The organism is Streptomyces sp. NPDC043738, from assembly GCF_056436545.1.
In genome coordinates this window covers 211,500-233,358 of record NZ_JBWKCJ010000003.1, presented here as the reverse complement: position 1 = coordinate 233,358, position 21,859 = coordinate 211,500, and the positions used below count along the sequence as shown (strand labels likewise).

General features: G+C 72.0%; 18 protein-coding genes and 2 pseudogenes. 11 read left to right on the top strand and 9 right to left on the bottom strand.

Annotated elements, in window-relative coordinates:
• Positions 1–12: 12 nt before the first annotated feature.
• A complete protein-coding gene (locus tag AC0680_RS06475) occupies positions 13–687 on the bottom strand; it encodes a Crp/Fnr family transcriptional regulator (protein WP_006604164.1) in 675 nt (224 codons plus the stop codon).
• 458 nt (positions 688–1,145) lie between these two features.
• Between AC0680_RS06475 and nth the strand changes: the two genes are divergently transcribed.
• The 3 genes from nth (at position 1,146) to AC0680_RS06460 (ending at position 4,266) form a co-directional block, all read left to right on the top strand.
• A complete protein-coding gene (gene nth / locus AC0680_RS06470) occupies positions 1,146–2,219 on the top strand; it encodes an endonuclease III (RefSeq protein WP_478625479.1) in 1,074 nt (357 codons plus the stop codon).
• A 96-nt stretch (positions 2,220–2,315) separates the two neighbouring features.
• Positions 2,316–3,053, top strand: coding sequence for an NUDIX hydrolase (locus AC0680_RS06465; protein ID WP_478625477.1), 738 nt, complete (start codon positions 2,316–2,318; stop codon positions 3,051–3,053).
• Positions 3,054–3,066: 13 nt separating this feature from the next.
• Entirely contained in the window at positions 3,067–4,266 is a 1,200-nt protein-coding gene (locus tag AC0680_RS06460; RefSeq protein WP_384427867.1) for a MarP family serine protease, read from the top strand.
• A gap of 78 nt (positions 4,267–4,344) precedes the next feature.
• Here the strand turns inward: AC0680_RS06460 and AC0680_RS06455 are convergent, their stop codons facing one another.
• From AC0680_RS06455 to AC0680_RS06425, 7 genes are all read right to left on the bottom strand, one after another.
• Positions 4,345–4,539 carry a hypothetical protein gene (locus AC0680_RS06455; RefSeq protein WP_384427869.1) on the bottom strand — a complete coding sequence of 65 codons (195 nt, stop codon included), beginning with the start codon at positions 4,537–4,539 and terminating at the stop codon, positions 4,345–4,347.
• Positions 4,540–4,725: 186 nt separating this feature from the next.
• Positions 4,726–5,664, bottom strand: coding sequence for an alpha/beta fold hydrolase (locus tag AC0680_RS06450; RefSeq protein WP_384427871.1), 939 nt, complete (start codon positions 5,662–5,664; stop codon positions 4,726–4,728).
• The gene (locus tag AC0680_RS06445) at positions 5,661–6,119 is read right to left on the bottom strand and encodes a phage holin family protein (RefSeq protein ID WP_478625475.1); all 459 of its coding nucleotides are present in this window, start codon (positions 6,117–6,119) and stop codon (positions 5,661–5,663) included. The genes AC0680_RS06450 and AC0680_RS06445 overlap by 4 nt, the downstream gene beginning before the upstream one ends.
• A 44-nt stretch (positions 6,120–6,163) precedes the next feature.
• Positions 6,164–7,516 carry a Na+/H+ antiporter NhaA gene (gene nhaA, locus AC0680_RS06440; RefSeq protein WP_478625728.1) on the bottom strand — a complete coding sequence of 451 codons (1,353 nt, stop codon included), beginning with the start codon at positions 7,514–7,516 and terminating at the stop codon, positions 6,164–6,166.
• A 312-nt stretch (positions 7,517–7,828) separates the two neighbouring features.
• On the bottom strand, positions 7,829–9,793 hold the full coding sequence (gene acs / locus AC0680_RS06435) for an acetate--CoA ligase (RefSeq protein ID WP_478625473.1): 1,965 nt from the start codon (positions 9,791–9,793) through the stop codon (positions 7,829–7,831).
• 148 nt (positions 9,794–9,941) lie between these two features.
• Positions 9,942–12,275, bottom strand: a complete 2,334-nt coding sequence (locus tag AC0680_RS06430; RefSeq protein WP_478625472.1) for a SulP family inorganic anion transporter — start codon at positions 12,273–12,275, stop codon at positions 9,942–9,944.
• A 467-nt stretch (positions 12,276–12,742) separates the two neighbouring features.
• A complete protein-coding gene (locus AC0680_RS06425) occupies positions 12,743–13,729 on the bottom strand; it encodes an ATP-binding protein (RefSeq protein WP_478625470.1) in 987 nt (328 codons plus the stop codon).
• Between the two features lie 101 nt (positions 13,730–13,830).
• Between AC0680_RS06425 and AC0680_RS06420 the strand changes: the two genes are divergently transcribed.
• Positions 13,831–14,688, top strand: a complete 858-nt coding sequence (locus tag AC0680_RS06420; RefSeq protein WP_478625468.1) for a Fic family protein — start codon at positions 13,831–13,833, stop codon at positions 14,686–14,688.
• A gap of 376 nt (positions 14,689–15,064) precedes the next feature.
• Here the strand turns inward: AC0680_RS06420 and AC0680_RS06415 are convergent, their stop codons facing one another.
• Positions 15,065–15,967 (bottom strand): HAD family hydrolase, encoded by a 903-nt coding sequence (locus tag AC0680_RS06415; protein WP_478625466.1) that lies wholly within the window; start codon positions 15,965–15,967, stop codon positions 15,065–15,067.
• Between the two features lie 479 nt (positions 15,968–16,446).
• On the opposite strand from AC0680_RS06415, the pseudogene ssd reads away from it, so the two are divergent.
• The 7 genes and pseudogenes from ssd to AC0680_RS06380 form a co-directional block, all read left to right on the top strand.
• Positions 16,447–17,544: pseudogene (gene ssd / locus AC0680_RS06410) on the top strand (septum site-determining protein Ssd); the annotation flags it as partial.
• Between the two features lie 302 nt (positions 17,545–17,846).
• Positions 17,847–19,019, top strand: coding sequence for a TadA family conjugal transfer-associated ATPase (locus AC0680_RS06405; protein ID WP_478625464.1), 1,173 nt, complete (start codon positions 17,847–17,849; stop codon positions 19,017–19,019).
• Positions 19,016–19,960, top strand: coding sequence for a type II secretion system F family protein (locus AC0680_RS06400; protein WP_478625462.1), 945 nt, complete (start codon positions 19,016–19,018; stop codon positions 19,958–19,960). The genes AC0680_RS06405 and AC0680_RS06400 overlap by 4 nt, the downstream gene beginning before the upstream one ends.
• 212 nt (positions 19,961–20,172) lie before the next feature.
• Complete coding sequence (locus tag AC0680_RS06395) at positions 20,173–20,781, top strand: type II secretion system F family protein (RefSeq protein WP_478625460.1); 609 nt, start codon at positions 20,173–20,175, stop codon at positions 20,779–20,781.
• Between the two features lie 127 nt (positions 20,782–20,908).
• On the top strand, positions 20,909–21,100 hold the full coding sequence (locus AC0680_RS06390; RefSeq protein ID WP_478625457.1) for a DUF4244 domain-containing protein: 192 nt from the start codon (positions 20,909–20,911) through the stop codon (positions 21,098–21,100).
• Positions 21,101–21,128: 28 nt separating this feature from the next.
• Positions 21,129–21,500 (top strand): TadE family type IV pilus minor pilin, encoded by a 372-nt coding sequence (locus tag AC0680_RS06385; protein WP_478625454.1) that lies wholly within the window; start codon positions 21,129–21,131, stop codon positions 21,498–21,500.
• A pseudogene (locus AC0680_RS06380) lies at positions 21,478–21,798 on the top strand (Rv3654c family TadE-like protein); the annotation flags it as partial. The gene AC0680_RS06385 and the pseudogene AC0680_RS06380, both read left to right, overlap by 23 nt.
• Between the last annotated feature and the right edge of the window lie 61 nt (positions 21,799–21,859).

Genomic DNA, 21,859 nt, shown 5'->3' with positions numbered 1-21,859 from the left:
GGTCTGCGGCGCTCAGCGCGAGCGCTTGGCCAGCCGCTCGACGTCCAGCAGGATCACGGCGCGCGCCTCCAGGCGCAGCCAGCCGCGGCCCGCGAAGTCGGCGAGCGCCTTGTTGACCGTCTCTCGGGAGGCGCCGACCAGCTGGGCCAGCTCTTCCTGCGTGAGGTCGTGGACGACGTGGATGCCCTCCTCGGACTGCACGCCGAAGCGGCGCGACAGGTCGAGCAGAGCGCGTGCCACACGGCCCGGAACGTCCGAGAAGACCAGGTCGGACATCTGGTCGTTGGTCTTGCGCAGCCGGCGGGCGACCGCCCGCAGCAGGGCCGTGGCCACCTCGGGGCGGGCGTTGAGCCAGGGCTGGAGGTCGCCGTGGCCCAGGCCGAGCAGCTTGACCTCGGTGAGGGCGGAGGCGGTGGCCGTACGCGGGCCGGGGTCGAAGAGCGAGAGCTCACCGATCAGCTCGCCGGGGCCGAGGACGGCGAGCATGTTCTCCCGGCCGTCGGGGGAGGTGCGGTGCAGCTTCACCTTGCCCTCGGTGACCACGTAGAGGCGGTCGCCGGGGTCCCCTTCGTGGAACAGGGCGTCGCCGCGGGCGAGCGTGACCTCTCCCATAGAGGCGCGCAGCTCGGCCGCCTGCTCGTCATCGAGCGCCGCGAAGAGCGGTGCGCGCCGCAGAACGTCGTCCACGAGATCTCTCCTTGTCGACATGCTCCGGGGGACTGTGGTCCCCATCATGCCGGAATGCAAAACAGTGCGATCAATCACAAGTTTGCCGGACCGGTGCCCCCAGCCATAAGGCAGGGGGCCGATTGGGGTCACGAATCACGGTGATCAAGCCGGATGTCAGTGGCTGGCTTTAGTCTGGCCGAGTGTCCAATACGCCGGTGAGAGCAGAGGACTGGGGGGCTGGGCGAGTGAGTGCAGGGCGCGATTCCGCTGTGGGCGAACAGGCGTCCGGCGAAGCGTCCCATTCGGATAAAAGTAACAAATCGCCCTCCGGGATGACGGCCGAGCGGAAGCCGACCGTCCAGGAGCCTGGCGCGTCGCGACCGTCGGCGCGGGACGCCGCTGAGCAGGACACAACCGACCAGATCTCCGCGACGAAGACCCCGGTAGGCACGACCTCGGCAGGGAAGAAGGCGGCCGTGAACGAAACCCCCGAGAAGCCGACGGCGGCGAAGAAGGCCGCAGCGAAGAAGGCCGTGACGAAGAAGGCGGCCGCGAAGAAGGCCGTGGCCAAGAAGGCCACCGCGGCCTCCGAGCAGGCGCCGGCCAAGAAGCGGGCGGCCACTGCGGCAGCGGCCAAGAAGGCAGCCACCAAGAAGGCGGCGACGAAGACGGCGACCACCAAGACGGCGACCACCAAGACCGCCGCTGCCAAGAAGACCGCCGCCAAGACCACCACGGCGAAGGCCCCCGCCAAGAAGACCGCCGCGCGCAAGCCGGAGTCGCGGGCCGCCATGGTGCGGCGGGCCCGCCGGATCAACCGCGAGCTGGCCGAGCTGTATCCGTACGCCCACCCCGAGCTGGACTTCACCAACCCCTTCGAGCTGCTGGTCGCGACGGTGCTGTCGGCGCAGACCACCGACCTGAGGGTCAACCAGACCACCCCGCGCCTCTTCGCGGTCTGCCCCACTCCCGAGGACATGGCGGCGATGGATCCCCAGGAGCTGGAGGAGCTGATCCGGCCGACCGGCTTCTTCCGGGCCAAGACGAGGTCGCTGCTGGGCCTGTCCGCGGCGCTGCGCGACCGCTTCGGCGGCGAGGTGCCCGGCCGCCTCGAGGATCTGGTCACGCTCCCCGGCGTCGGCCGCAAGACCGCCAACGTGGTGCTGGGCAACGCCTTCGGCGTACCGGGCATCACCGTCGACACCCACTTCGGCCGCTTGGCGCGCCGCTTCGGCTGGACGACCCACCAGGACGCGGACAAGGTCGAGGCGGACGTCGCCGAGATCTTCCCCAAGAGCGAGTGGACGATGCTCTCGCACCGCGTCGTCTTCCACGGCCGCCGGGTCTGCCACTCCCGCAAGCCGGCCTGCGGAGCCTGCGCCATCGCCCCGCTGTGCCCCGCCTACGGCGAGGGCGAGACGGACCCGGAGAAGGCCAGGAAGCTGCTCAAGTACGAGCTGGGCGGCCAGCCGGGACAGCGGCTCAGGCCACCGGCCGACTATCCGGGGCAGCCCGCGCCCCCGATGGCGGCCCCGGCGGCCGCCTCATGACGGCGGCCGCGCCGGCCGTCGGGCAGCGGCCGCGCGCCATCACCGGCGAGGCCCGAGTAGGGATCCACCATCGAAGCCAGGCCTGAGGGGGCGCGTATGAGGAGTGCACGGGAGCAGCAGTACGGCGAGGAGGCGGGGTACCGGGGAGCGGCCGGTGCGGCGGCCGGCCAGGAGGTCGCGGTGACGGCCGACGGCCTGCCCGAGTGGCTGGACCCGGTGGTGCGTGCGGCCGGCACGATCGAGCCGCGCCAGCTCAGCCGCTTCCTGCCGCCGGAGAGCGGCGGCCGGCAGTCCGCGGTGCTGATCCTCTTCGGCCATGGCCCGCGCGGCCCCGAGCTGCTTCTGATGGAGCGCGCCGGCACGCTGCGCTCCCATGCCGGCCAGCCGTCCTTCCCCGGTGGCGCGCTGGACCCCGAGGACGGCGACCCCGACGGTCCCGGACCGGTGCGGGCGGCGCTTCGTGAGGCCCAGGAGGAGACCGGCCTCGATCCGTCGGGCGTACAGGTCTTCGGCGTGCTGCCGCGGCTCTACATCCCCGTCAGCGGCTTCGTGGTGACACCGGTCCTGGGGTGGTGGCGCCGGCCGAGTCCGGTCGGCGCGGTCGACCAGGCGGAGACCGCCCGGGTGTTCACGGTTCCCGTGGCGGATCTCACGGATCCCGCCCATCGTGTGACAACGCGCCATCCCAGCGGCCACATCGGACCGGCTTTCCTTGTCGAAAACGCCCTGGTCTGGGGCTTTACGGCCGGAGTGATCGACCGGATTCTGCACTACGCCGGGTGGGAGATTCCGTGGGACCGTGACAAGCAGGTCCCGCTCGACTGGCGCTCGTGAGACGGTGTCCGGCGTGAACGTCCTGGACATCCTGCTGCTGGTCGCGGCCGTGTGGTTCGCGATCGTCGGGTACCGGCAAGGCTTCGTCGTCGGCATCCTGTCCGTCATCGGCTTCCTCGGAGGCGGCCTGATCGCGGTCTATGTGCTGCCGGTGATCTGGAACGAGATCACCGGTGATGCCACACCCGGCACCTTCGCGGCCATCGCGGCGGTCGCCATCGTGATCGTGTGCGCATCCGTGGGTCAGGCGCTCACCACCCATCTGGGCAACAAACTGCGCCGGCACATCACCTGGTCACCGGCGAGAGCGCTCGACGCGACCGGCGGCGCGCTGGTCAACGTGATGGCGATGCTGCTGGTCGCCTGGCTGATCGGCTCCGCGCTGGCCGGTACGTCCCTGCCGACGCTCGGCAAGGAGGTGCGCAACTCCAAGGTGCTGCTCGGGGTCTCCCGGGTGCTGCCGTCGCAGGCCAACACCTGGTTCGCGGACTTCTCCTCGGTGCTCGCCCAGAACGGCTTCCCGCAGGTCTTCACGCCGTTCTCCAACGAACCGATCAACAACGTGCCGGCGCCCGACCCGCAGCTGGCCGCGAGTCCCGTCGCGGCGCAGGCCAAGCGCAGCATCGTCAAGGTCGTCGGCACGGCTCCCGGCTGCGGCAAGGTCCTCGAAGGCAGCGGGTTCGTCTTCGGGCGGCACCGGGTGATGACCAACGCCCATGTCGTCGGAGGCGTGAGCGAGCCGACCGTCCAGGTGGGCGGTGAGGGCCGTCAGTACAACGCCAGGGTCGTGCTCTACGACTGGCGGCGTGACATCGCGGTCCTGGACGTGCCCTCGCTGGACGCTCCGGCGCTGCGGTTCGCCGGCGAGGACGCCGACAGCGGCAAGAGCGCCATCGTCGCCGGCTTCCCGGAGAACGGCGGGTACGACGTCCGCTCCGCCCGTATCCGCGCCCGTATCCAGGCCAACGGCCCGGACATCTACCACCGGGGCACGGTCGGCCGCGACGTCTACTCCCTCTACGCCACGGTCCGGCAGGGCAACTCCGGCGGTCCGCTGCTCACCCCCAGGGGCGAGGTCTACGGCGTCGTCTTCGCGAAGTCGCTGGACGACTCGCACACCGGCTATGCGCTGACCGCCGATGAGATCCGTCAGGACATCGTCAGGGGGCGTACGGCTCAGCAGCAGGTCGACAGCCAGGGCTGCGCGATCTGAGCGGTCCGAGCCGCCCGGAGGGGCTCAGGGCGCGGGGAGCGGTGCTTCCCGCGCCTCGTCGGCTCGGGTCGTGGCCAGTCAGGTGCGATGGCGCAGGCGCGCGCTCATCCAGCGCGCTCTGCGGCGCAGGATGCGCGGGATGCCCATCGGGTGCGCCGGGTCGGGGGACGCGCCGGACCCGAGATCCGGTGTGCCCCTGTCCTGAGTGCCCACTGCAGCGGCACTGCTGCGGCGGTTGCGTGCCACGTCACGGTAGTCGTGCGTCCAGCCCATACCCTCGACTCTGCCCGTGGCCCAAGGTCCGTAACCGCCATGGGGGCCGCCAATTGGCCTATGCGCCGGGCAAGTGGCCGTTCGCCATGCCTACGTTCGAGTGCTGTGGCGTGTCGGTTCCGCTGAGCGGTGCAACCCGCCCCGTTCAGCGGTACGCCGCCGCCCGAACGACCCGTCAGGGAGCGCTCAGCGGTCGGGTTCCGGGTCCTTCAGCCAGTTGATCAGCTCGGTCGAGAAGGCGGCCGGGTCCTCCTCGTGCGGGAAGTGCCCCAGGCCGTCGAACAGTCGCCAGCGGTAGGGGGCTTCGACGTACTCGCCGGAGCCGGCCGCGCTGCGGGTGCGCATCACCGGGTCCAGCGAGCCGTGCAGATGCAGGGTCGGGACCCGGACGGGCATCTTCATCCGGCGGTTGAACTGGATGCCGTCGGGGCGGGCCATGGACCGCACCATCCAGCGGTACGGCTCGATCGAGCAGTGCGCCGTCGAAGGGATGCTCATCGCCCGCTGGTAGACCGCGATCGCCTCGTCGTCCGGCAGCCGGGGCCCGGACCAGTCCCGGATCATCCGGCCCACCAGCGCCGCGTCGTCCGCCGTCAGCCGGCGCTCCGGCAGCCAGGGCCGCTGGAAGTTCCAGATGTGCGAACTGCGGGTGCTCTGCCGGACGTCGGCGAGCATCGCCGAGCGCCAGCGCCGCGGATGCGGCATCGAGGCGACCGCGAGCCGGCGCACCAGCTTGGGCCGCATCACCGCCGCCGTCCAGGCGAGATAGCCGCCCAGGTCGTGTCCGACGAGCGCGGCGTCCGGCTCGCCCAGGGACCGTACGACGCCGGTGACGTCCAGCGCGAGGTTCGCCGGGTCGTAGCCGCGCGGGGTGCGGTCGCTGCCACCGACGCCCCGCAGGTCCATCGCCACCGCGCGGAAGCCCGCCTCGGCGAGGGCCGGGAGCTGGTGCCGCCAGGTCCACCAGAACTGCGGGAAACCGTGCAGCAGCAGCACCAGGGGGCCCTCGCCCATCTCGGCGATGTGGAAGCGCGCACCGTTCGCCGCGACGTCGCGGTGCGACACCTCGTGTCCGCCGGGGACGTCGAGCCGTACGACCGATGCGGTGCTGTCAGGGGCTGTCATACCGACGAGCGTGTCACAGACTCCAGGACCGGGTGGTCCTTGGTCTCCACGCGCGGGTGCGGCTTGGCCTTCTGCAGCACGGCCGCGGTCTCCCTGGCGGAGTTGATGGACTTCTCCGGCTTCTTGATCTTCTTGATCTTGGTGATGGCGATGAGGGCCAGCAGCCCGGCGAGGACCAGGAAGGCGCCGCCCACGATCAGGAAGGACCAGGCGAGCCCGAGTCCGAGGTTGTGGATGCCGTACGCCGCCGCGAAGCTCAGCACCGGCAGCGCGAACAGCGCCAGCGCGCCCGCCACGACGAAGGCGGCGCTTCCGATGCCCGCCCGCTTGGCGTCCTGCCGCAGCTCCGCCTTGGCCAGTGCGATCTCGTCGTGCACCAGTGCGGACATCTCGGCGGTGGCCGAGGCCACCAGTTGCCCGAGGCTGCGGTCCGCGCCGTGGTCGGCTGCGCTCATCGCCGTCTCCCTCATCTCGTCACCCGGATGCAAAGCCTCTCAGATCATGCCGGACCATCGTCTCCGGCGTGCGAGCCGGAGGCCACTTCGGCAAGCCGGCGGTGTTCGGCGGCCTTGGCTTCGTGGATCGCCGCCATCCGGAGGTGGTATTCCGGTTTGTCCACCTCGTAGATGTCGGGGATGCCGTCCTGGTCCTCGTCCCGCTCCTCGTCCTCGCACAGCTTCCTGTACTTGCGGTTGCGGAGCTTGAGCAGGACCGCGGCGAAGACGGCCGCGAGCAGCGAGCCGATCAGCACCGACGCCTTGATCTCGTCGGCCAGCGCCAGGTCCTCGGAGAAGGCGAGTTCGCCGATCAGCAGGGAGACGGTGAAGCCGATGCCGGCGAGGGAGGCCACCGCGAAGACGTCCGGCCATCTGAGGTCGGGGTTGAGTTCGGCCTTGGTGAAGCGGGCGGCGCACCACGTTCCGCCGAAGATCCCCAGCGCCTTGCCCACTATCAGGCCGAGGACCACCCCGAGCGTCTCCGGCCGGGTGAAGACCTCGTGGAGTGCACCGCCGGAGATGGATACACCGGCGGAGAAGAGGGCGAACAGCGGCACCGCGAGACCGGCCGAGAGCGGGCGGATCAGGTGCTCGATGTGTTCGCCGGGCGACTGGGTCTCGCCGTCGCGGCGGTGGCAGCGCAGCATCAGGCCCATGGCCACGCCGGCGATGGTGGCGTGCACCCCGCTGTTCTCCATCAGGGCCCAGATGACCACGGCGAGCGGGACGTAGACGTACCAGCCGCGGACGCCCTTGCGCAGCAGCAGGTAGAAGACCACCAGGCCGACGACGGCGAATCCGAGCGCCGCGAAGTTGATCTTCGAGGTGAAGAAGATCGCGATGATCAGGATGGCGAAGAGGTCGTCGACGACGGCGAGCGTGAGCAGGAAGGCGCGCAGGGCGGCGGGCAGGGACGTCCCGATGACGGCGAGTACGGCGAGCGCGAAGGCGATGTCGGTGGCGGTGGGCACCGCCCAGCCTTGCAGTGAGCCGCCGCCGAGGGTGTTGACGACGACGTAGACGAGCGCCGGTGTCGCCATGCCGCAGACCGCGGCGATCACGGGGAGCGCGGCGGCCCGGCGGTCGCGCAGCTCGCCGGCGACCAGTTCGCGCTTGAGCTCGATGCCGGCGACGAAGAAGAAGATCGCCAGCAGGCCGTTGGCGGCCCAGTGCTGAACGGAGAGATCCAGGCCGAGCGAGGCCGGGCCGAGGTGGAAGCCGCGGACCGCCTCGTAGCTCCCGCCGAGGGTGTTTGCCCAGATCAGAGCCGCTACGGCGGCAGCGAGGAGGAGGACGCCGCCGACGGTTTCGGCGCGCAGCGCATCGGCGATGAAGTTCCGCTCGGGCAGGGACATCCGTCCGAGGAATATGGAACGGCGGTTGGACGCACTCACGACGGGTGACCTCCGGCCTTCGGCAGCTGTGTACGGCTGTTGCAGTTGCCGACCAGACTTCCCGGCGCACCCTGAGTTTCTTAGCGCGTCATTGACGCGCCTCCTACTTTACCGGGCGGGTGCGAACGGCTATTCGGTGGCCCTACTTTACGGGCAAATCGGGCTCCGGGCCGCTGGAGGAAAGCCGGGCCGTCGGGCTTCCGAGGGGCCCGGACAGGCCGGAGGGGGCACCCGGCCGCAACGGCCCGGCGCCCCCTCCATGATCCGTACCGCTCAGTCCTCGCTGGCCGCGCTCGGCAGCTTGGCCTGGATCAGATCCATGACCGAGGAGTCGGTGAGCGTGGTGACGTCACCGAGGTCGCGGTTCTCGGCGACATCGCGCAGCAGCCGGCGCATGATCTTGCCCGAGCGGGTCTTGGGCAGCTCCGCGACCGGCATGATCCGCTTGGGCTTGGCGATCGGGCCGAGCTGCTGGGCGACATGCGCCCGCAGCTCCTCGACCAGGCCTTCGTTCTCGGCCGCGCCGCCGCGCAGGATGACGAAGGCGCAGATGGACTGGGTGGTCTGCGGGTCGGTGGCGCCGACGACCGCGGCCTCGGCCACCTTCGGATGCGAGACCAGGGCCGACTCGACCTCGGTCGTGGAGATGTTGTGGCCGGACACCAGCATGACGTCGTCCACCCGGCCCAGCAGCCAGATGTCGCCGTCGTCGTCCTTCTTGGCGCCGTCGCCGGCGAAGTACTTGCCCTCGAAGCGCGACCAGTACGTGTCGAGGTAGCGCTGGTCGTCGCCCCAGATCGTACGGAGCATGGCCGGCCAGGGCTCCGTGAGGACGAGGTAGCCGCCACCGCCGTTGGGCACCTCGCGCGCCTCGTCGTCCACCACCGTGGCGGAGATGCCGGGCAGCGGCTGCTGTGCCGAGCCGGGCTTGGTCTCCGTGACGCCGGGCAGCGGGCTGAGCATCATCCCGCCGGTCTCGGTCTGCCACCAGGTGTCGACGATCGGAGTGGCATCGGCGCCGATGTGCTTGCGGTACCACATCCATGCCTCGGGGTTGATCGGCTCGCCGACCGACCCCAGGACGCGCAGCGACGACAGGTCGAACTTCGCCGGGATGTCGTCGCCCCACTTCATGCAGGCGCGGATCGCGGTCGGCGCGGTGTACAGGACCGTCACGCCGTACTTCTGCACGATCTCCCACCAGCGGCCCTGGTGCGGGCTGTCGGGCGTGCCCTCGTAGAGCACCTCGGTCGCACCGTTGGAGAGCGGGCCGTAGGTGATGTACGAGTGGCCGGTCACCCAGCCGACGTCGGCGGTGCACCAGTAGACGTCGGTCTCGGGCTTCAGGTCGAAGACCGCGTGGTGGGTGTACGACACCTGGGTGAGGTAGCCGCCGGTGGTGTGCAGGATGCCCTTGGGCTTACCCGTCGTCCCGGAGGTGTAGAGGATGAACAGCGGGTGCTCGGCGTCGAAGGCCTCGGGCGTGTGCGTCTCGCTCTGCCGCTCGACGATCTCGTGCCACCACACGTCCCGGCCCTCGTGCCAGGCGACGTCCTCCTGGCCGGTGCGGCGTACGACGAGCACGCTGCGGACGTTCTCCGTGCCGGGCTTGGCCAGCGCGTCGTCGACGGCCGGCTTGAGGGCGGAGGGCTTTCCGCGGCGGTAGCCGCCGTCGGCGGTGATCACCACGCGGGCGTCGGCGTCGATGATCCGCGTCGCCAGCGCGTCCGCGGAGAAGCCGCCGAAGACCACCGAGTGCGGAGCGCCCAGGCGGGCGCAGGCCAGCATGGCGATGACCGTCTCCGGGATCATCGGCATGTAGATGGCGACCCGGTCGCCGGCCCGCACGCCCAGCTCGATCAGCGCATGGGCGGCCTTGGAGACCTCTCGCTGCAGCTCGGCGTAGGTGATCGCGCGGCTGTCGCCCGGCTCGCCCTCGAAGTGGATGGCGACCCGGTCGCCCAGGCCGTTCTCCACGTGCCGGTCCACGCAGTTGTAGGCGACATTGAGTTTGCCGTCGGCGAACCACTTCGCGAAGGGCGCGTTGGACCAGTCGAGGGTCTGAGTGGGTGCGGTCTCCCAGGACAGTCGCCGGGCCTGTTCTGCCCAGAAGCCCAGCCGGTCCGCCGCGGCCTGTTCGTACGCGGCGGCCGTGACGTTGGCATGCGCGGCCAGATCCGAGGGTGGCGCGAACCGCCGCTCCTCCTTGAGCAGATTGGCCAGGCTTTCGTTGCTCACGACATCTCCCATTCCCAGGGCGTCCGATGTGTCCCAGGCCATAGCTCATCAGCCCGCGGTGGACCCTGACAAGGGCTGTGGACAATTATTGGTGTAGACCTGTTGACTGATCGTCTGTTTCGCGACCGTCGGACGGCCATTGTGCAGGTCAGACGCCGACCGGCGCCGCCTCGCCGCGGACCGCGCAGAACCGCCCGGTGGCCTCGTCGAGCACATACGCCTGGGCCGCGCCGACGTCGAAGTACATGCCGTGCAGGGCGAGGGTGCCCTCGGCCACCCGGCGGGCCACACAGGCGTGCGCCCTGAGATGGTCGAGCTGCTGCATGACGTTGACGAGCGCCAGCCGCTCCTGGTCATCGGCCACCGGCCGTCCGGCCAGCGCGACTTCGCCCCGTCCCAGCCGCCCGATGCGCTGCATCCGGGCCAGGCTCGGGCGGCCGTGGCGCAGCCAGCGGGCGAGCGGGGTCGGCTCGGTCCCGTCCGGTGCCGCGGTGCTCAGCAGCGCCCCCATGGCGCCGCACCCCGAATGCCCGCACACCGTGATCGAGCCGACCCGCAGCACCTCCACCGCGTACTCGATCGCCGCTCCCACGGAGTCGCAGGAGGCCTCCGAGCCGGGTGGCGGCATCAGGTTGCCGACGTTGCGCACGGTGAACAGGTCACCCGGACCACTGGAGGTGATCATGCTCGTGACGAGCCGGGAGTCCGCGCAGGTCAGAAACAGCTGGGTGGGCCGCTGGCCGTCGCGGGCGAGCCGCGCCAGCTCCTCGCGCACGAGCGGGGCGGTGTGGCGCTGGAACGCGCTGACCCCGCCCAGCAGTTGGCTGCCGCTGCTCTCCGGGGCCGCCGCCTGGTGCGGGGCGGGCCGGGTGCAGTGGTGGTTGCGCCACGGCGTCCACGGCCGGCACGAGTGCCCGCCGGCCGGCTCGGCGAGCGGACGGCCCCCACGGCCGCCCAGCGTCACCCAGCCGCCGTGCGCCTGATGGGTGGCGCACCAGGACTGCAGGGCCTCGTAGGCGGCGTGGTCCATGAACGAGCCGTACAGCTCGACGACGACCTCGGTGTGCGCCGGCACCAGCGCCAGTGCCCGGGTCAGCCGCGGCACCGCCAGGAACGTCAGCTGGCCGCTGATGCGCACCCGGTAGGCCTCGTCCTCCTGAGTGACGGTGACCCGGGTGTGGGTCAGCCGGCGCAGCGCCAGGAAGGCCGCGACCGCGATGCCGGCCGCCACGCCCTGGAGGACCCCGAAGAGGACGACCCCGCCCAAGGTGCCCGCGTACACCGGGAATTCGCGGTGCCGCTGCACATGCCGGATGTGCGCGAAGCTCACCATCCGTACGCCGACGGCCATCACCAGCGCGGCGAGCGCGGCCAGCGGGATCAGCTCCAGCACCCCGGCCAGCAGGCCCGCGCACAGCAGTACCCATACGCCGTGCAGCACGGTGGCCCAGCGGGTGGCGGCCCCGGCCCGTACGTTGGCCGAGCCGCGGATCGCACCGCCGGAGATCGGCAGCCCGCCCAGCAGCCCGGAGGCGACATTGGCCACGCCCTGGCCGGCCAGCTCGCGGTTGAGCTGCGCTCGGCCCGTGGGGGCGCCCGGCCGCTCGGCCGCCAGCCGGTCCACCGCCGCCGCCGACAGCAGCGACTCCATGCTGGCGACGAGGGTGACGGTCAGCACCGCGGCCACGAGGGCCGGAACGGACGCCTCCGGGAGGGCGGGCGGCTCGGGCAGCCGCCAGGACGGCAGCTCCACACGCGGTACCGCCATCCCGGCGCTGGCGGCCGTCGCGGCGAGCACGGCGGCCAGCGGAGCCGGCAGCACCCGCGCCCAGCGCCCGGCGCGGCCCGGCAGCCGGGCCCAGCCGATCAGTACGGTGACGGTGATGGCGCCGATCAGCAGCGCGGCGGTGTGCGGATGCGCCAACTGTCCGGGCAGCGCGGCGGCGTTGTCGAGCGCCGAGCTGTCGGGGCTGCCGCCGAGCACCACATGGAGCTGGCCGATGGCGATGGTGACCCCGATACCGGCCAGCATGCCGTGCACGATGGCCGGGCTGATGGCCAGCGTCGCACGGGCCACGCGCAGTGCGCCCAGGGCGAGTTGGCTGAGGCCGGCCAGGACCGTGATGGCGCAGGTGGCGCGCCAGCCGAAGCGCTGGACGAGGTCGGCGGTGACCACCAGAAGGCCGGTGGCCGCGCCGCTCACCTGGAGAGGAGTGCCGCCGAGCAGCCCGGCGACGATACCGCCGACGGCCGCCGCGACCAGTCCGGCCTGGAGCGGGGCGCCGGTGGCCAGTGCGATGCCCAGCGACAGCGGTACGGCGAGCAGGAAGACGACGATCGAGGCGGACAGGTCCCGGCGGCAGGTGGCCCGGCCGGCCTTTCGCGCAGGGGGTTCCTCGGGGCGCGTACGGGGCTCGGGAGGGATCTCGGAGCGGTGCGGTGTGTGCGGCGGCTGCGGCGGCAACTTCTCCATCTGCGACATTCCCGTCTCCTCCGGGGCGACGCGGTCGCGCGGGGCGCGAGCGTGGGGCGGCGGTGTACTGCGGCGGGACGTGAGCCGGCCGGCGGTCGTCGTGATGGGGGACGGTCCGGCGACCCTCAAGCATCGGTAAATGGATCGTAATGACGGGTAAAGGTAGTGAGAAGCTTTTGCGCGCATTCGCCCCAATCTGTCCATCTATCGGGTGAAAGCGAGTTCTTTCGGCTTGCCCGTGCCATTCCTGTCCCTGGCGCGTGAAAGCCCGGGTGGCTATTTCGATCGGCCACTCGGAAAAGTGCTCGCGGCGCCGGAAATGACACGGCCGCAGGGCGGTCGCATCGGCTGAGTTCGGCCGCGGCAATGAGGCGGCGGCGAGGGGTGCCAGGAGTGACGGGACCTGCCGCGGCGGCGAGGGGCGGCTCGGCCGGCGGGCCGCGGACCAGGCCGCCCGGCTCGCGCGGCCTGGCAGGTCAGGCGGGCTGTGGGGTGGCCGCGCCTTCGTGGAGCACGAACGCCGGGTCGACCTGGGCCGCCAGGTCGACGCCGGTCTTCGCATTGCCCCAGCTCTCCGCGTTCTTCAGATGGAAGTGCACCATCTGGCGCGTGTAGCGCTCCCAGTCGCGTCGCCCGTAGGCCGCGTCGGCCGTGTCGTGCAGCACCTCCAGGGCGCGGCGGTTGGCCTGCTCCAGGTAGGCGAAGCGGGCCGGCCGGCCCTTCTCCATGGCGCGCACCCACTCGGAGTGCCCGACCGTCACCAGCAGGTCGTCGCCCACTTCCTCGCGCAGGAACGTCAGGTCGTCGGGGCTCTGCACCTTGTTGCCGACGACCTTGAGGGGGACGCCGAAATCCTGCGCGTACTCCTTGTACTGGCGGTAGACGGCGACGCCCTTACGGGTCGGCTCGGCAACCAGGAAGGTCATGTCGAAGCGGGTGAACATCCCGGAGGCGAAGGAGTCGGAGCCGGCCGTCATATCGACGACGACATACTCCGCCCGGCCGTCGACAAGGTGGTTCAGGCACAGTTCGACCGCACCGACCTTGGAGTGGTAGCAGGCCACGCCCAGATCGGACTCGGTGAACGGGCCCGTCGCCATCAGCCGCACCGCGGTGCCGTCGAGCTCCACCGTGCGCGCGCAGGCGTCGTAGACGGGGTTGTCCTCGACGACCCGCAGCAGTCGTGAGCCCTCTCCGGGCGGGGTGGTCTTGATCATGGAGGCGGCGGACGGGATCCGTGGGTTGCCGCCGCGCAAGTAGTCCTTGATCAGCGGCAGATGGGCACCCATCGCGGGGAGCGCGGCGGCCTTTGCCTCATCGAGGCCGAGGGCGGCCCCCAGGTGCTGGTTGATATCGGCGTCCACCGCGATCACGGGGATCCGGGACGCGGCGAGATGCCGGATGAACAGGGAGGACAGGGTGGTCTTGCCGCTGCCGCCCTTGCCTACGAAAGCGATCTTCATGTTCACCAAGGGTAATCTCGCTCTGCCTCTGAGTGAGGGGTCCGCGTGAAGAAGACCACTCCTTCGAGGGGTCCGGCCCAGTGGTGCGTAGGGTCGTACCCATGGCTGGAATCTCCCGGGGGACCTCCCCCGTACCCCCCAAAGCGAGCGACGATCCGCTTGTGACCCTGGCCTCGCTCCCGGGAGTCGCCGACTCCGTGGACTCCGTGCGCAAGGGCGTCGACCGGGTCTACGGCCACCGGATCATGCGGCGCCGGAGCAATGAGGTCACCTCTGAGGCGGCGCTGCGCGGAGCGCGCGGTTCCGCGGCGCTGTCGGGAGCCGACTGGGCGCTCGAAGAGGTCCGGCGCCGTACCGACTTCGGCGTCGCGGGCGAGCCGCGGACCGTTGGCGCGGCGCTGCGGCTGACCGCGGAGGCAGGGCAGCTGCTGAGCGTGTGGCGGCAGTCGCCGCTGCGCGTCCTGGCGCGGCTCCATCTGGTGGCGGCCGGCGGAGAGTCGCCGGACGAGACCGTGGGACGGCCCCGGTTGGCCGGCGAGCCGGTGAACGAACCGCTCGTCGAGCTGGCGCTCCCGGATGCGGACGAGGTCGCAGGGCGCCTGGACGGGCTGTCGCGGCTGCTGCTCGCGGGTACCGAGGCGCCGGCCCTGGTGGTCGCGGCGGTGGTGCACGGCGAGCTGCTCGCGTTGCGGCCCTTCGCGTCGCACAACGGGCTGGTCGCGCGGGCCGCGGAGCGGATCGTGCTGATCGGCAGCGGACTGGACCCCAAGTCGATCTGTCCTGCCGAGGTCGGGCATGCCGAGTTGGGGCGAGCGGCATATGTCGCCGCCCTCGAGGGCTATGTCTCGGGCACCCCGGAGGGCGTCGCGGCGTGGATCGCGCACTGTGGGCGCGCGGTGGAACTCGGCGTTCGGGAGAGCACCGCGGTCTGTGAGGCGCTGCAGCGCGGCGCGGCATAAGGGTGGCATAAGTGGCGACGAGGTGAGGGCTTCGAAACCGCCCGGGGAATCCGGAACCATTGCTTCAATTCGTCCCTGAACAGGGTTGCGGCGGTACCAATCGGTGGTACCGCCGCTGGCATGTCTGCCGGGTTACCATGCGTGCACGAAATTTGCCCATCAGGTCGGAATCTTCGTCCGGTTACCTGGTGCGGCTGGCCCGTAATCGACGGGTCGGCGTCGCGTGGGTGCCCGACTTTCATGCATCGGTCCGTGGGCCACTTGCTGCGTTAAAGGTGTTCCTCTCGGATGTCCTTGGTCTCGCGGGCCGTTAAGTCCTTTGTACTACTCGTGCCGGGCGAGGGGAAGCCCAGACCGCAGAACTTTACGTTCACCTTCAAACACGGGCATTACGGGCGGCACTGCTTCGGTCAAAACGGAAGCGCAACTTTGTGGTTTTCCGCCGGCTCGCGTACCAGACCAGTGTCGCGGTCGCCATGGCCGCGCCGGCCGCCGCCACGGCGGCGAGAACCGGCCGCGAGGGCATCGACAGCGCCGGCAGCCGCTGCTTGAGCGGGACCGGGCGGCTGAAGGTCAGGACCGGCCAGCCGCGCGCGACCGCCTCCCGGCGCAGCGCCCGGTCCGGATTGACCGCGCAGGGGTGTCCGACCGCCGAAAGCATCGGCACGTCGGTGGCCGAATCGCTGTAGGCATAGCAGCGCTCCAAGTCGTAGCCCTCGGATGCGGCGAGTTCCCGGACGGCTTCGGCCTTGGTCGGACCGTAGGCGTAATACTCCACCTCGCCGGTGAAGCGGCCGTCCTCGCCGACGACCATACGGGTGGCCACGACCCGGTCGGCGCCCAGGAGTTCACCGATCGGTTCGACGACCTCGGCGCCGGAAGTCGAGACGATGACGACATCGCGTCCGGCGGCGTGATGCTCTTCGATCAGTGAGGCCGCCTCGTCGTAAATGATCGGGTCGATCAGATCATGCAGGGTCTCGGCGACGATCTCGCGGACCTGGGCCACATCCCAGCCGCGGCACAGCGAGGAGAGATATTCACGCATCCGCTCCATCTGATCGTGGTCGGCGCCGCCCGCAAGGAACACGAACTGGGCGTACGCAGTGCGCAGTACGGCCCGCCGATTGATCAGGCCGCCTTGGTAGAACGACTTGCTGAAGGTCAGCGTGCTCGACTTTGCAATGACGGTCTTGTCCAAGTCGAAGAACGCAGCAGTACGGGGAGTCGAGTGAGGCACGGAGTGGTTTTCCACGGGGTGAGCATAGGCTCCCACCATTCGGCGTAAGGTGTGGCGCGTGGGTTTGCCTGAGAAGGCTCTCGGGTACACCATGGAAGTCACGGATCGTTCGCGACCGTGCTAACCCGGTCCGGCTCCTCCCCCCCCGAGTCGGCCGTGGGGACGACCCCCGCTCTCCCCCCCGGCGGGGGTCGTCGCATGTCCGGACGCATTTTCCGCCGCCGGACGAGGATCCGCCACTCACTCCGCCTGTACGGCGTCGACGGCTGGTCCGCCTCGCTCCCGTTACCCGCTGTAGTCAACGCACTGCTCTGAGGAACCCCCTCCCGAGCCCATCGTGGGGCTCTCTTGAGCCCCAGAAGTCGCCCTTCGTCGCTGGAATAGGTGACGGGTATATCCACAGCCGCTGAGTTGTCCACAGATTTGGTTCAAGATCCACTCGGATTTCCTGATCGCCGCATCGTAAAAGTCCGCGAGTTCGCGGATGTGTGAGTTGCGTAGCGATAGGGGGACGGAACGTGGCCGGAACCACGCCATCGGAGCGCCCGGACCGCACCGGCGAGGAGCGGATCGGACCGCTGATCATCACTGAGGACGAACGGCTCCTGGACGATCTGCTGCGGCTGTGTGCCGCGGCGGGCGCGCTGCCCGAAGTGGCACATGGGCTGCCGGCCCGCAAAGGGGGCTGGGAGGCGGCGCCACTGGTGATCGTCGGTGAGGACTGCGCCAGCCGTCTGTACGGGGCCGGCCGCCGGGCAGGCGTCGTCCTGACGAGCCGGGACACCGACGACCAGGAGACCTGGCGCAGGGCCGTCGCCATCGGGGCGGAGCGCGTCCTTGCCCTGCCTGACGGCGAGCGCTGGCTGGTCGACCGCATCGCCGACGCCGTCGAGGGCGTGGGCCCGCCGGCTCTGACGGTCGGTGTCATCGGCGGTCGCGGCGGTGCCGGCGCGAGCACCCTGGCCGGCGCGCTGGCCGTCACCGCCGCCCGGACGGGCCGGCGCACGATGCTCGTCGACGGCGACCCGCTGGGCGGCGGACTGGACGTCCTGCTGGGCGGCGAGAAGGAAAAGGGCCTGCGCTGGCCGGCGTTCGCCGAGTCGCGCGGCCGGGTGGCCTGCGGTGCCCTGGCCGAATCGCTGCCGTACCTGCACTCCCTGCGGGTCCTCAGCTGGGACCGGGGGCCCGACGTCGTCATTCCGCCGGCGGCGATGCGTGCGGTCATGGCGGCGGCGCGCCGACGGGGCGGGGTCGTGGTCGTGGACCTGCCCCGCCGCGTCGACGAGGCGACGGCGGAGGCCCTGGCCCAGGTGGACATGGGGCTGCTACTCGTCCCTACGGAGCTGCGCGCGGTCGCGGCGGCCCAGCGGGTGGCCTCCGGGGTGCAGCAGCTGGATGACCTCCGCGTAGTGGCCCGCGGTACCCCTGAACGCCACGGTCACGGCCTGTCTCCGAGCGAGATCGCCCGCCTCATGGACCTGCCCTTGGCCGGTGAACTTCCTTGGGAGCAGGGGCTGCTGGCGGACCTGGCGCGTGGCGTACCGCCGGGGGCACGGGTGCGGGAGCCGTTGGCGCGGTTCTGCGCGGCGTTCTGGCGGCGGATGGTGGCGAGTGGGGACGACGAGACAGGGGAGGGGCCTGGTCCGGGCGTGGCGCAAGGGCAAGCCCAATGGCTGGGGCCGCAGGCCGGCCCGGCTCCCGATGCGGGACCGAGCGAGGGGCCGGGAGTGGGGCGAGGAGTGGAGCCGGGAGCCGGTTCGGGACCGGTGCCGGACTCGCGGCTGGGGCTGAGTCCGGGTTCGGAGCCCGCAGCAGGGCGGGGACCGGGGCGTGGTCCGGTTGCATGGGCCGGCTCGGGGCCGCCGGTCGCGATGGACGCCGGCGTGGTCCGGGCGGGCGGCCGGGGCGGAGGCCGGGCATGAGGGCGGGACCGGGGCAGGACCTGCTGGATGTCGTGCGCCGGCGGCTCGCCGAGGCGGGGGCGGAGCCGACACCGGCTCGGGTGGCGGTGGCGCTGCGCGCGGAGGGGCGGCTCCTGGGGGACGCCGAAGTGCTGGGCGTGGTGGCCGCGTTACGGTCCGAGATGGTGGGCAGCGGGCCACTGGAGCCGCTGCTGGCCGCGCCCGAGGTGACGGACGTCCTGGTCTCCGCGCCGGACGAGGTCTGGGTGGACCGCGGCACGGGGCTGGAGCGTACGGATGTCCGCTTCCGGGACGAGGCGGAGGTACGCAGGCTCGCCCAGCGGCTGGCGGCGGTGGCCGGCCGGCGCCTGGACGACGCCCGCCCCTGGGTGGACGCCCGGCTCCCGGACGGCACCCGGCTGCATGCCGTGTTGCCCCCGGTGGCGGTGGCCGGGACCTGTCTGTCCCTTCGGGTGCTGCGGCCGCGTGCTTTCGGACTCGCGGAGCTGGTCGCGGCGGGGACGGTCCCGCCGGGCGGCGAACGGCTGCTGCGGGCGATGCTGACGGCCCGGCTGTCGTTCCTCGTCAGCGGGGGCACCGGCTCCGGCAAGACCACACTCCTCAGCACGCTGCTCGGCCTGGTCGGCCCGGCCGAGCGGATCGTCCTGGCCGAGGACTCCGCGGAGCTGCGGCCGGACCACCCCCATGTGGTGCGGCTGGAGACCCGCCCGGCCAACCAGGAGGGTGTCGGCCGGGTGGCGCTGAGGGACCTCGTTCGGCAGGCGCTGCGGATGCGGCCGGACCGGCTGGTGGTCGGCGAGGTGCGCGGCGCCGAAGTCACGGACCTGCTGGCCGCGCTCAACACGGGGCATGAGGGGGGCTGCGGCACGGTCCACGCCAACGCAGCCTGCGACGTCCCGGCCCGGCTGGAGGCCCTCGGCTCGGCCGCGGGGCTCGACCGTGCCGCGCTGCACAGCCAACTGGCGGCCGCGCTCTCGGTCGTGCTGCATCTGGTGCGCGATCGGACCGGCCGGCGCCGAATCGCCGAGCTCCATGTCCTGGAGCGGGACCGCGACGGCTTCGTGGTGACCGTACCGGCCGCGGTCTGGGGCCCGAGCGGCTTTCAGCACATGCGTGGCTGGGGGCGGTTGATGCGGTTGTGCGAGCGGGGCGGGGGTGAGGGGCGATGAACGGGACCGGGGTGGCGCTCGTGGTCGCGGTGCTCATCGCGGGAGCCGCGCTCCAGGCGGCCGCCGCCGGACGGCGGGGTGACGTACGGCGGCGGGCCCGGGCCCTGTTCGGAGGCGGCGGGGAGGTCGGCCCGGCAGGGCGGTGGCAGGCCCGGCTTCGGGGCGAAGGGCTGCGGAAGTGGTGCGCGGGGCGGGTGACCGAGGGGGACGCGGGCAGACGGTGGAGCGTCGGTCGCTGGGGGGACATCGGGTGGGAGGTCTGGTGCCTGCCGGCCGGGTTGGTGCTGGGCGTGCTGGGCGGGTCCCCGCTGCCGGTGCTCGCCGCGCCGGTGGCCATGTTCCTCGTCCGGCGCGGGCTGGCCGCCCGTGGCGCGGAGCGGGCGCGGGACCGGCGGGCCGCTCAGGTGATCGGGCTGTGCGCGGCGGTGGCGGGTGAGCTGCGGGCCGGACGGCAGCCGGCCCAGGCCCTGCTCGCCGCGGGGGTGCCGGGTCTCGGGGACGCGGGCTCGGCGGTGGTGGCCGCCGCCCGTTACGGCGGGGACGTCCCCCAGGCGCTGCGTGCCGCGGCGCGAGCCTCCGGAGCCGAGGGGCTGACCGGCATGGCGGCGTGCTGGCAGGTGGCGGTGGAGGGCGGTGCCGGGCTGGCCTCCGGGCTGGAGCGGATCGCGGCCGGGCTGCGCGCCCAGCGGGATCAACGCGAAGAGCTACGTGCCCAGTTGGCGGGGCCGCGCACCACGGCGCTGATGCTCGCGCTGCTCCCGGCAGGCGGACTCCTGATGGGCGGCGCACTGGGTGCCGACCCACTGCGGGTGCTGCTGCACACCCCGGCCGGCTGGGGCTGCCTGGCGGCCGGCGGGCTTCTGGAGTGGGGCGGCGTGGCCTGGACCGCCCGGATCGTCGCGGACGCGGAAGGCACCGCAGTGAGGAGGGCGGCGTCGTGAGCGCGGAAGTTGTCCACAGGGTGGGGATGACGGTCGCGGCCGTGATGGCGCTGCTGTGCGTCATGGCGCTGTTGCGGGCAGTGCACCGCACACGAGCCGCGCGCAGACGGGCGACGGCGCTGTGGGGTGGCGGGCCGGGCCGCGACGGGGCTCGACGGACGGGAGGTCGGACCGGACTTCGGGGCGGAGGACGGAACGGCGGTCGGGGGCCCGTGAGGGGACCGAGGGCGTGGGCCGGGCCGCTGGGGGCGGCCGGTTTCGTGGCCATCGTCGTCGGCGGTGTCCCTGGTGCCGCGGCAGGGCTCGCCGTGGGCATCGGAGCATATCGCTGGCTGGCGGGCCAACGGAGCACGGAGGAGGCGAGGTTGGCGGCCGCGGCCGTACGTACGGAGCTGGGGCCGGCCGGCGATCTGCTGGCGGCCTGCCTCGCGGCGGGGGCCGGCCCGCGGGAGTCGGCCGAGGCCGTGGGCCGTTCGCTCCACGGGCCCGTAGCCGAGCGGCTGCGTCAGGTGGCGGCGGAACTGCGCCTGGGCGGCGAACCGGCCGTCGTCTGGCCGCGGCTGGCTGCCCTTCCCGGAGCCGAGGGGCTGGCGCGCTGCATGGAGCGCGCCGGGATATCGGGGGTGCCGGCCGTCGAGTCGGTATCGCGGATCGCCACCGAACTCCGTGCGGAGCAGGCCAGGGCGGCCACCGCGCGGGCCCGGCGGGCCGGGGTGCTCGTCACCCTTCCGCTGGCGGCGTGCTTTCTGCCGGCGTTCCTGGTGCTCGGGGTGGCGCCGGTACTGATCGGCCTGGCAGCCGGCCTCTTGGGAGGCGGCTGATCTCGTTACCTGTCCGGCTGAACTCGGTACCTGACCGATCTCAGTACCTGACTGGTCTCGAGACCTGACTGGTCTCTGGATGAAGCAAGTTCAACGACCGGCCGAGCGCCGGGGAGCGGGGGATGGAATGTTTCGACGGTGGTGGACGCGGCTGCGCTCGGTGGCGGCCGACGACCGGGGGATGGTCACGGCGGAGTACGCCGTGGGAACGCTCGCGGCGGCAGCCCTGGCGACGGTGTTCTACAAGATCGCGACGAGTGACACCGTCCAGGCGGCACTGCGGTCGCTGTTCGAGCGGGCGCTCCATGCCCAGTTCTGACAGCAGGGGCGGGGGCAGGGGCACGGGCATGGGCCCTGGGGCCCGCGGCGCCCCGAGGGCCTCGCGCGACGCCGGATTCGTGACGGCGGAGACGGCCGTGGTCATGCCGGTTCTGGTGACGATCGTGGCGGCGCTGATCTGGGGACTGATGGCGGTCTGCGCCCGTATCGAGTGTGTGGACGCGGCCCGGGCCGGGGCGCGGGCGGCGGCGCGGTCGGAACCCCGGGCGGCGGTGATCGCGGCAGCACGGGGCGCCGCTCCGCGGGGTGCGCGGGTCGCGCTGGCGAGGGAGGGCGACCTGGTGCGCGTACGGGTCGAGGCCGGGCTGCCCGGTGCGGGGCGGCTGACGGCCCAGGTCACAGGGGAGGCGGTGGCTCTTGCGGAGGAAACGGTGCGGTGATGAGGGCTCGGCGACGGTCTGGACGGTCTTCGCGGCCGCTGCGCTGTGCGCCGTCTTCCTGGCCCTGCTCGCCGTGGGGCAGGCCGTCACGGCACGACATCGCGCGGGGGGAGCCGCGGATCTGGCGGCGCTGGCCGCGGCGGATCGCGCCCTCCAGGGGCCGGCCAGGGCGTGTGCGGCGGCGGGCCGGGTGGCGGACGCCCAGCGCACTCGTCTGGTGCGGTGCTCGATGGCGGGGGCGATCGCGGATGTGTCGGTCGAGGCGGGGGGCCGTCCGTTCACCTCGCGGGTGCGGGCGCGCGCCGGTCCGGTGGGGCCCGGGTCGGCGCCCGCGGGATCGGCGGGGCGGCTGGGGCGTG

Excerpts from the sequence above, each read along its gene's own strand:
- AC0680_RS06465 (WP_478625477.1), top strand. The coding sequence starts at position 2,316 with ATGAGGAGTGCACGGGAGCAGCAGTACGGCGAGGAGGCGGGGTACCGG.
- AC0680_RS06455 (WP_384427869.1), bottom strand. The coding sequence starts at position 4,539 with ATGGGCTGGACGCACGACTACCGTGACGTGGCACGCAACCGCCGCAGC.
- AC0680_RS06450 (WP_384427871.1), bottom strand. The coding sequence starts at position 5,664 with ATGACAGCCCCTGACAGCACCGCATCGGTCGTACGGCTCGACGTCCCC.
- AC0680_RS06445 (WP_478625475.1), bottom strand. The coding sequence starts at position 6,119 with ATGAGCGCAGCCGACCACGGCGCGGACCGCAGCCTCGGGCAACTGGTG.
- nhaA (WP_478625728.1), bottom strand. The coding sequence starts at position 7,516 with ATGTCCCTGCCCGAGCGGAACTTCATCGCCGATGCGCTGCGCGCCGAA.
- AC0680_RS06430 (WP_478625472.1), bottom strand. The coding sequence starts at position 12,275 with ATGTCGCAGATGGAGAAGTTGCCGCCGCAGCCGCCGCACACACCGCAC.
- AC0680_RS06425 (WP_478625470.1), bottom strand. The coding sequence starts at position 13,729 with ATGAAGATCGCTTTCGTAGGCAAGGGCGGCAGCGGCAAGACCACCCTG.
- AC0680_RS06420 (WP_478625468.1), top strand. The coding sequence starts at position 13,831 with ATGGCTGGAATCTCCCGGGGGACCTCCCCCGTACCCCCCAAAGCGAGC.
- AC0680_RS06415 (WP_478625466.1), bottom strand. The coding sequence starts at position 15,967 with ATGGTGGGAGCCTATGCTCACCCCGTGGAAAACCACTCCGTGCCTCAC.
- AC0680_RS06405 (WP_478625464.1), top strand. The coding sequence starts at position 17,847 with ATGAGGGCGGGACCGGGGCAGGACCTGCTGGATGTCGTGCGCCGGCGG.
- AC0680_RS06400 (WP_478625462.1), top strand. The coding sequence starts at position 19,016 with ATGAACGGGACCGGGGTGGCGCTCGTGGTCGCGGTGCTCATCGCGGGA.
- AC0680_RS06390 (WP_478625457.1), top strand. The coding sequence starts at position 20,909 with ATGTTTCGACGGTGGTGGACGCGGCTGCGCTCGGTGGCGGCCGACGAC.
- AC0680_RS06385 (WP_478625454.1), top strand. The coding sequence starts at position 21,129 with ATGGGCCCTGGGGCCCGCGGCGCCCCGAGGGCCTCGCGCGACGCCGGA.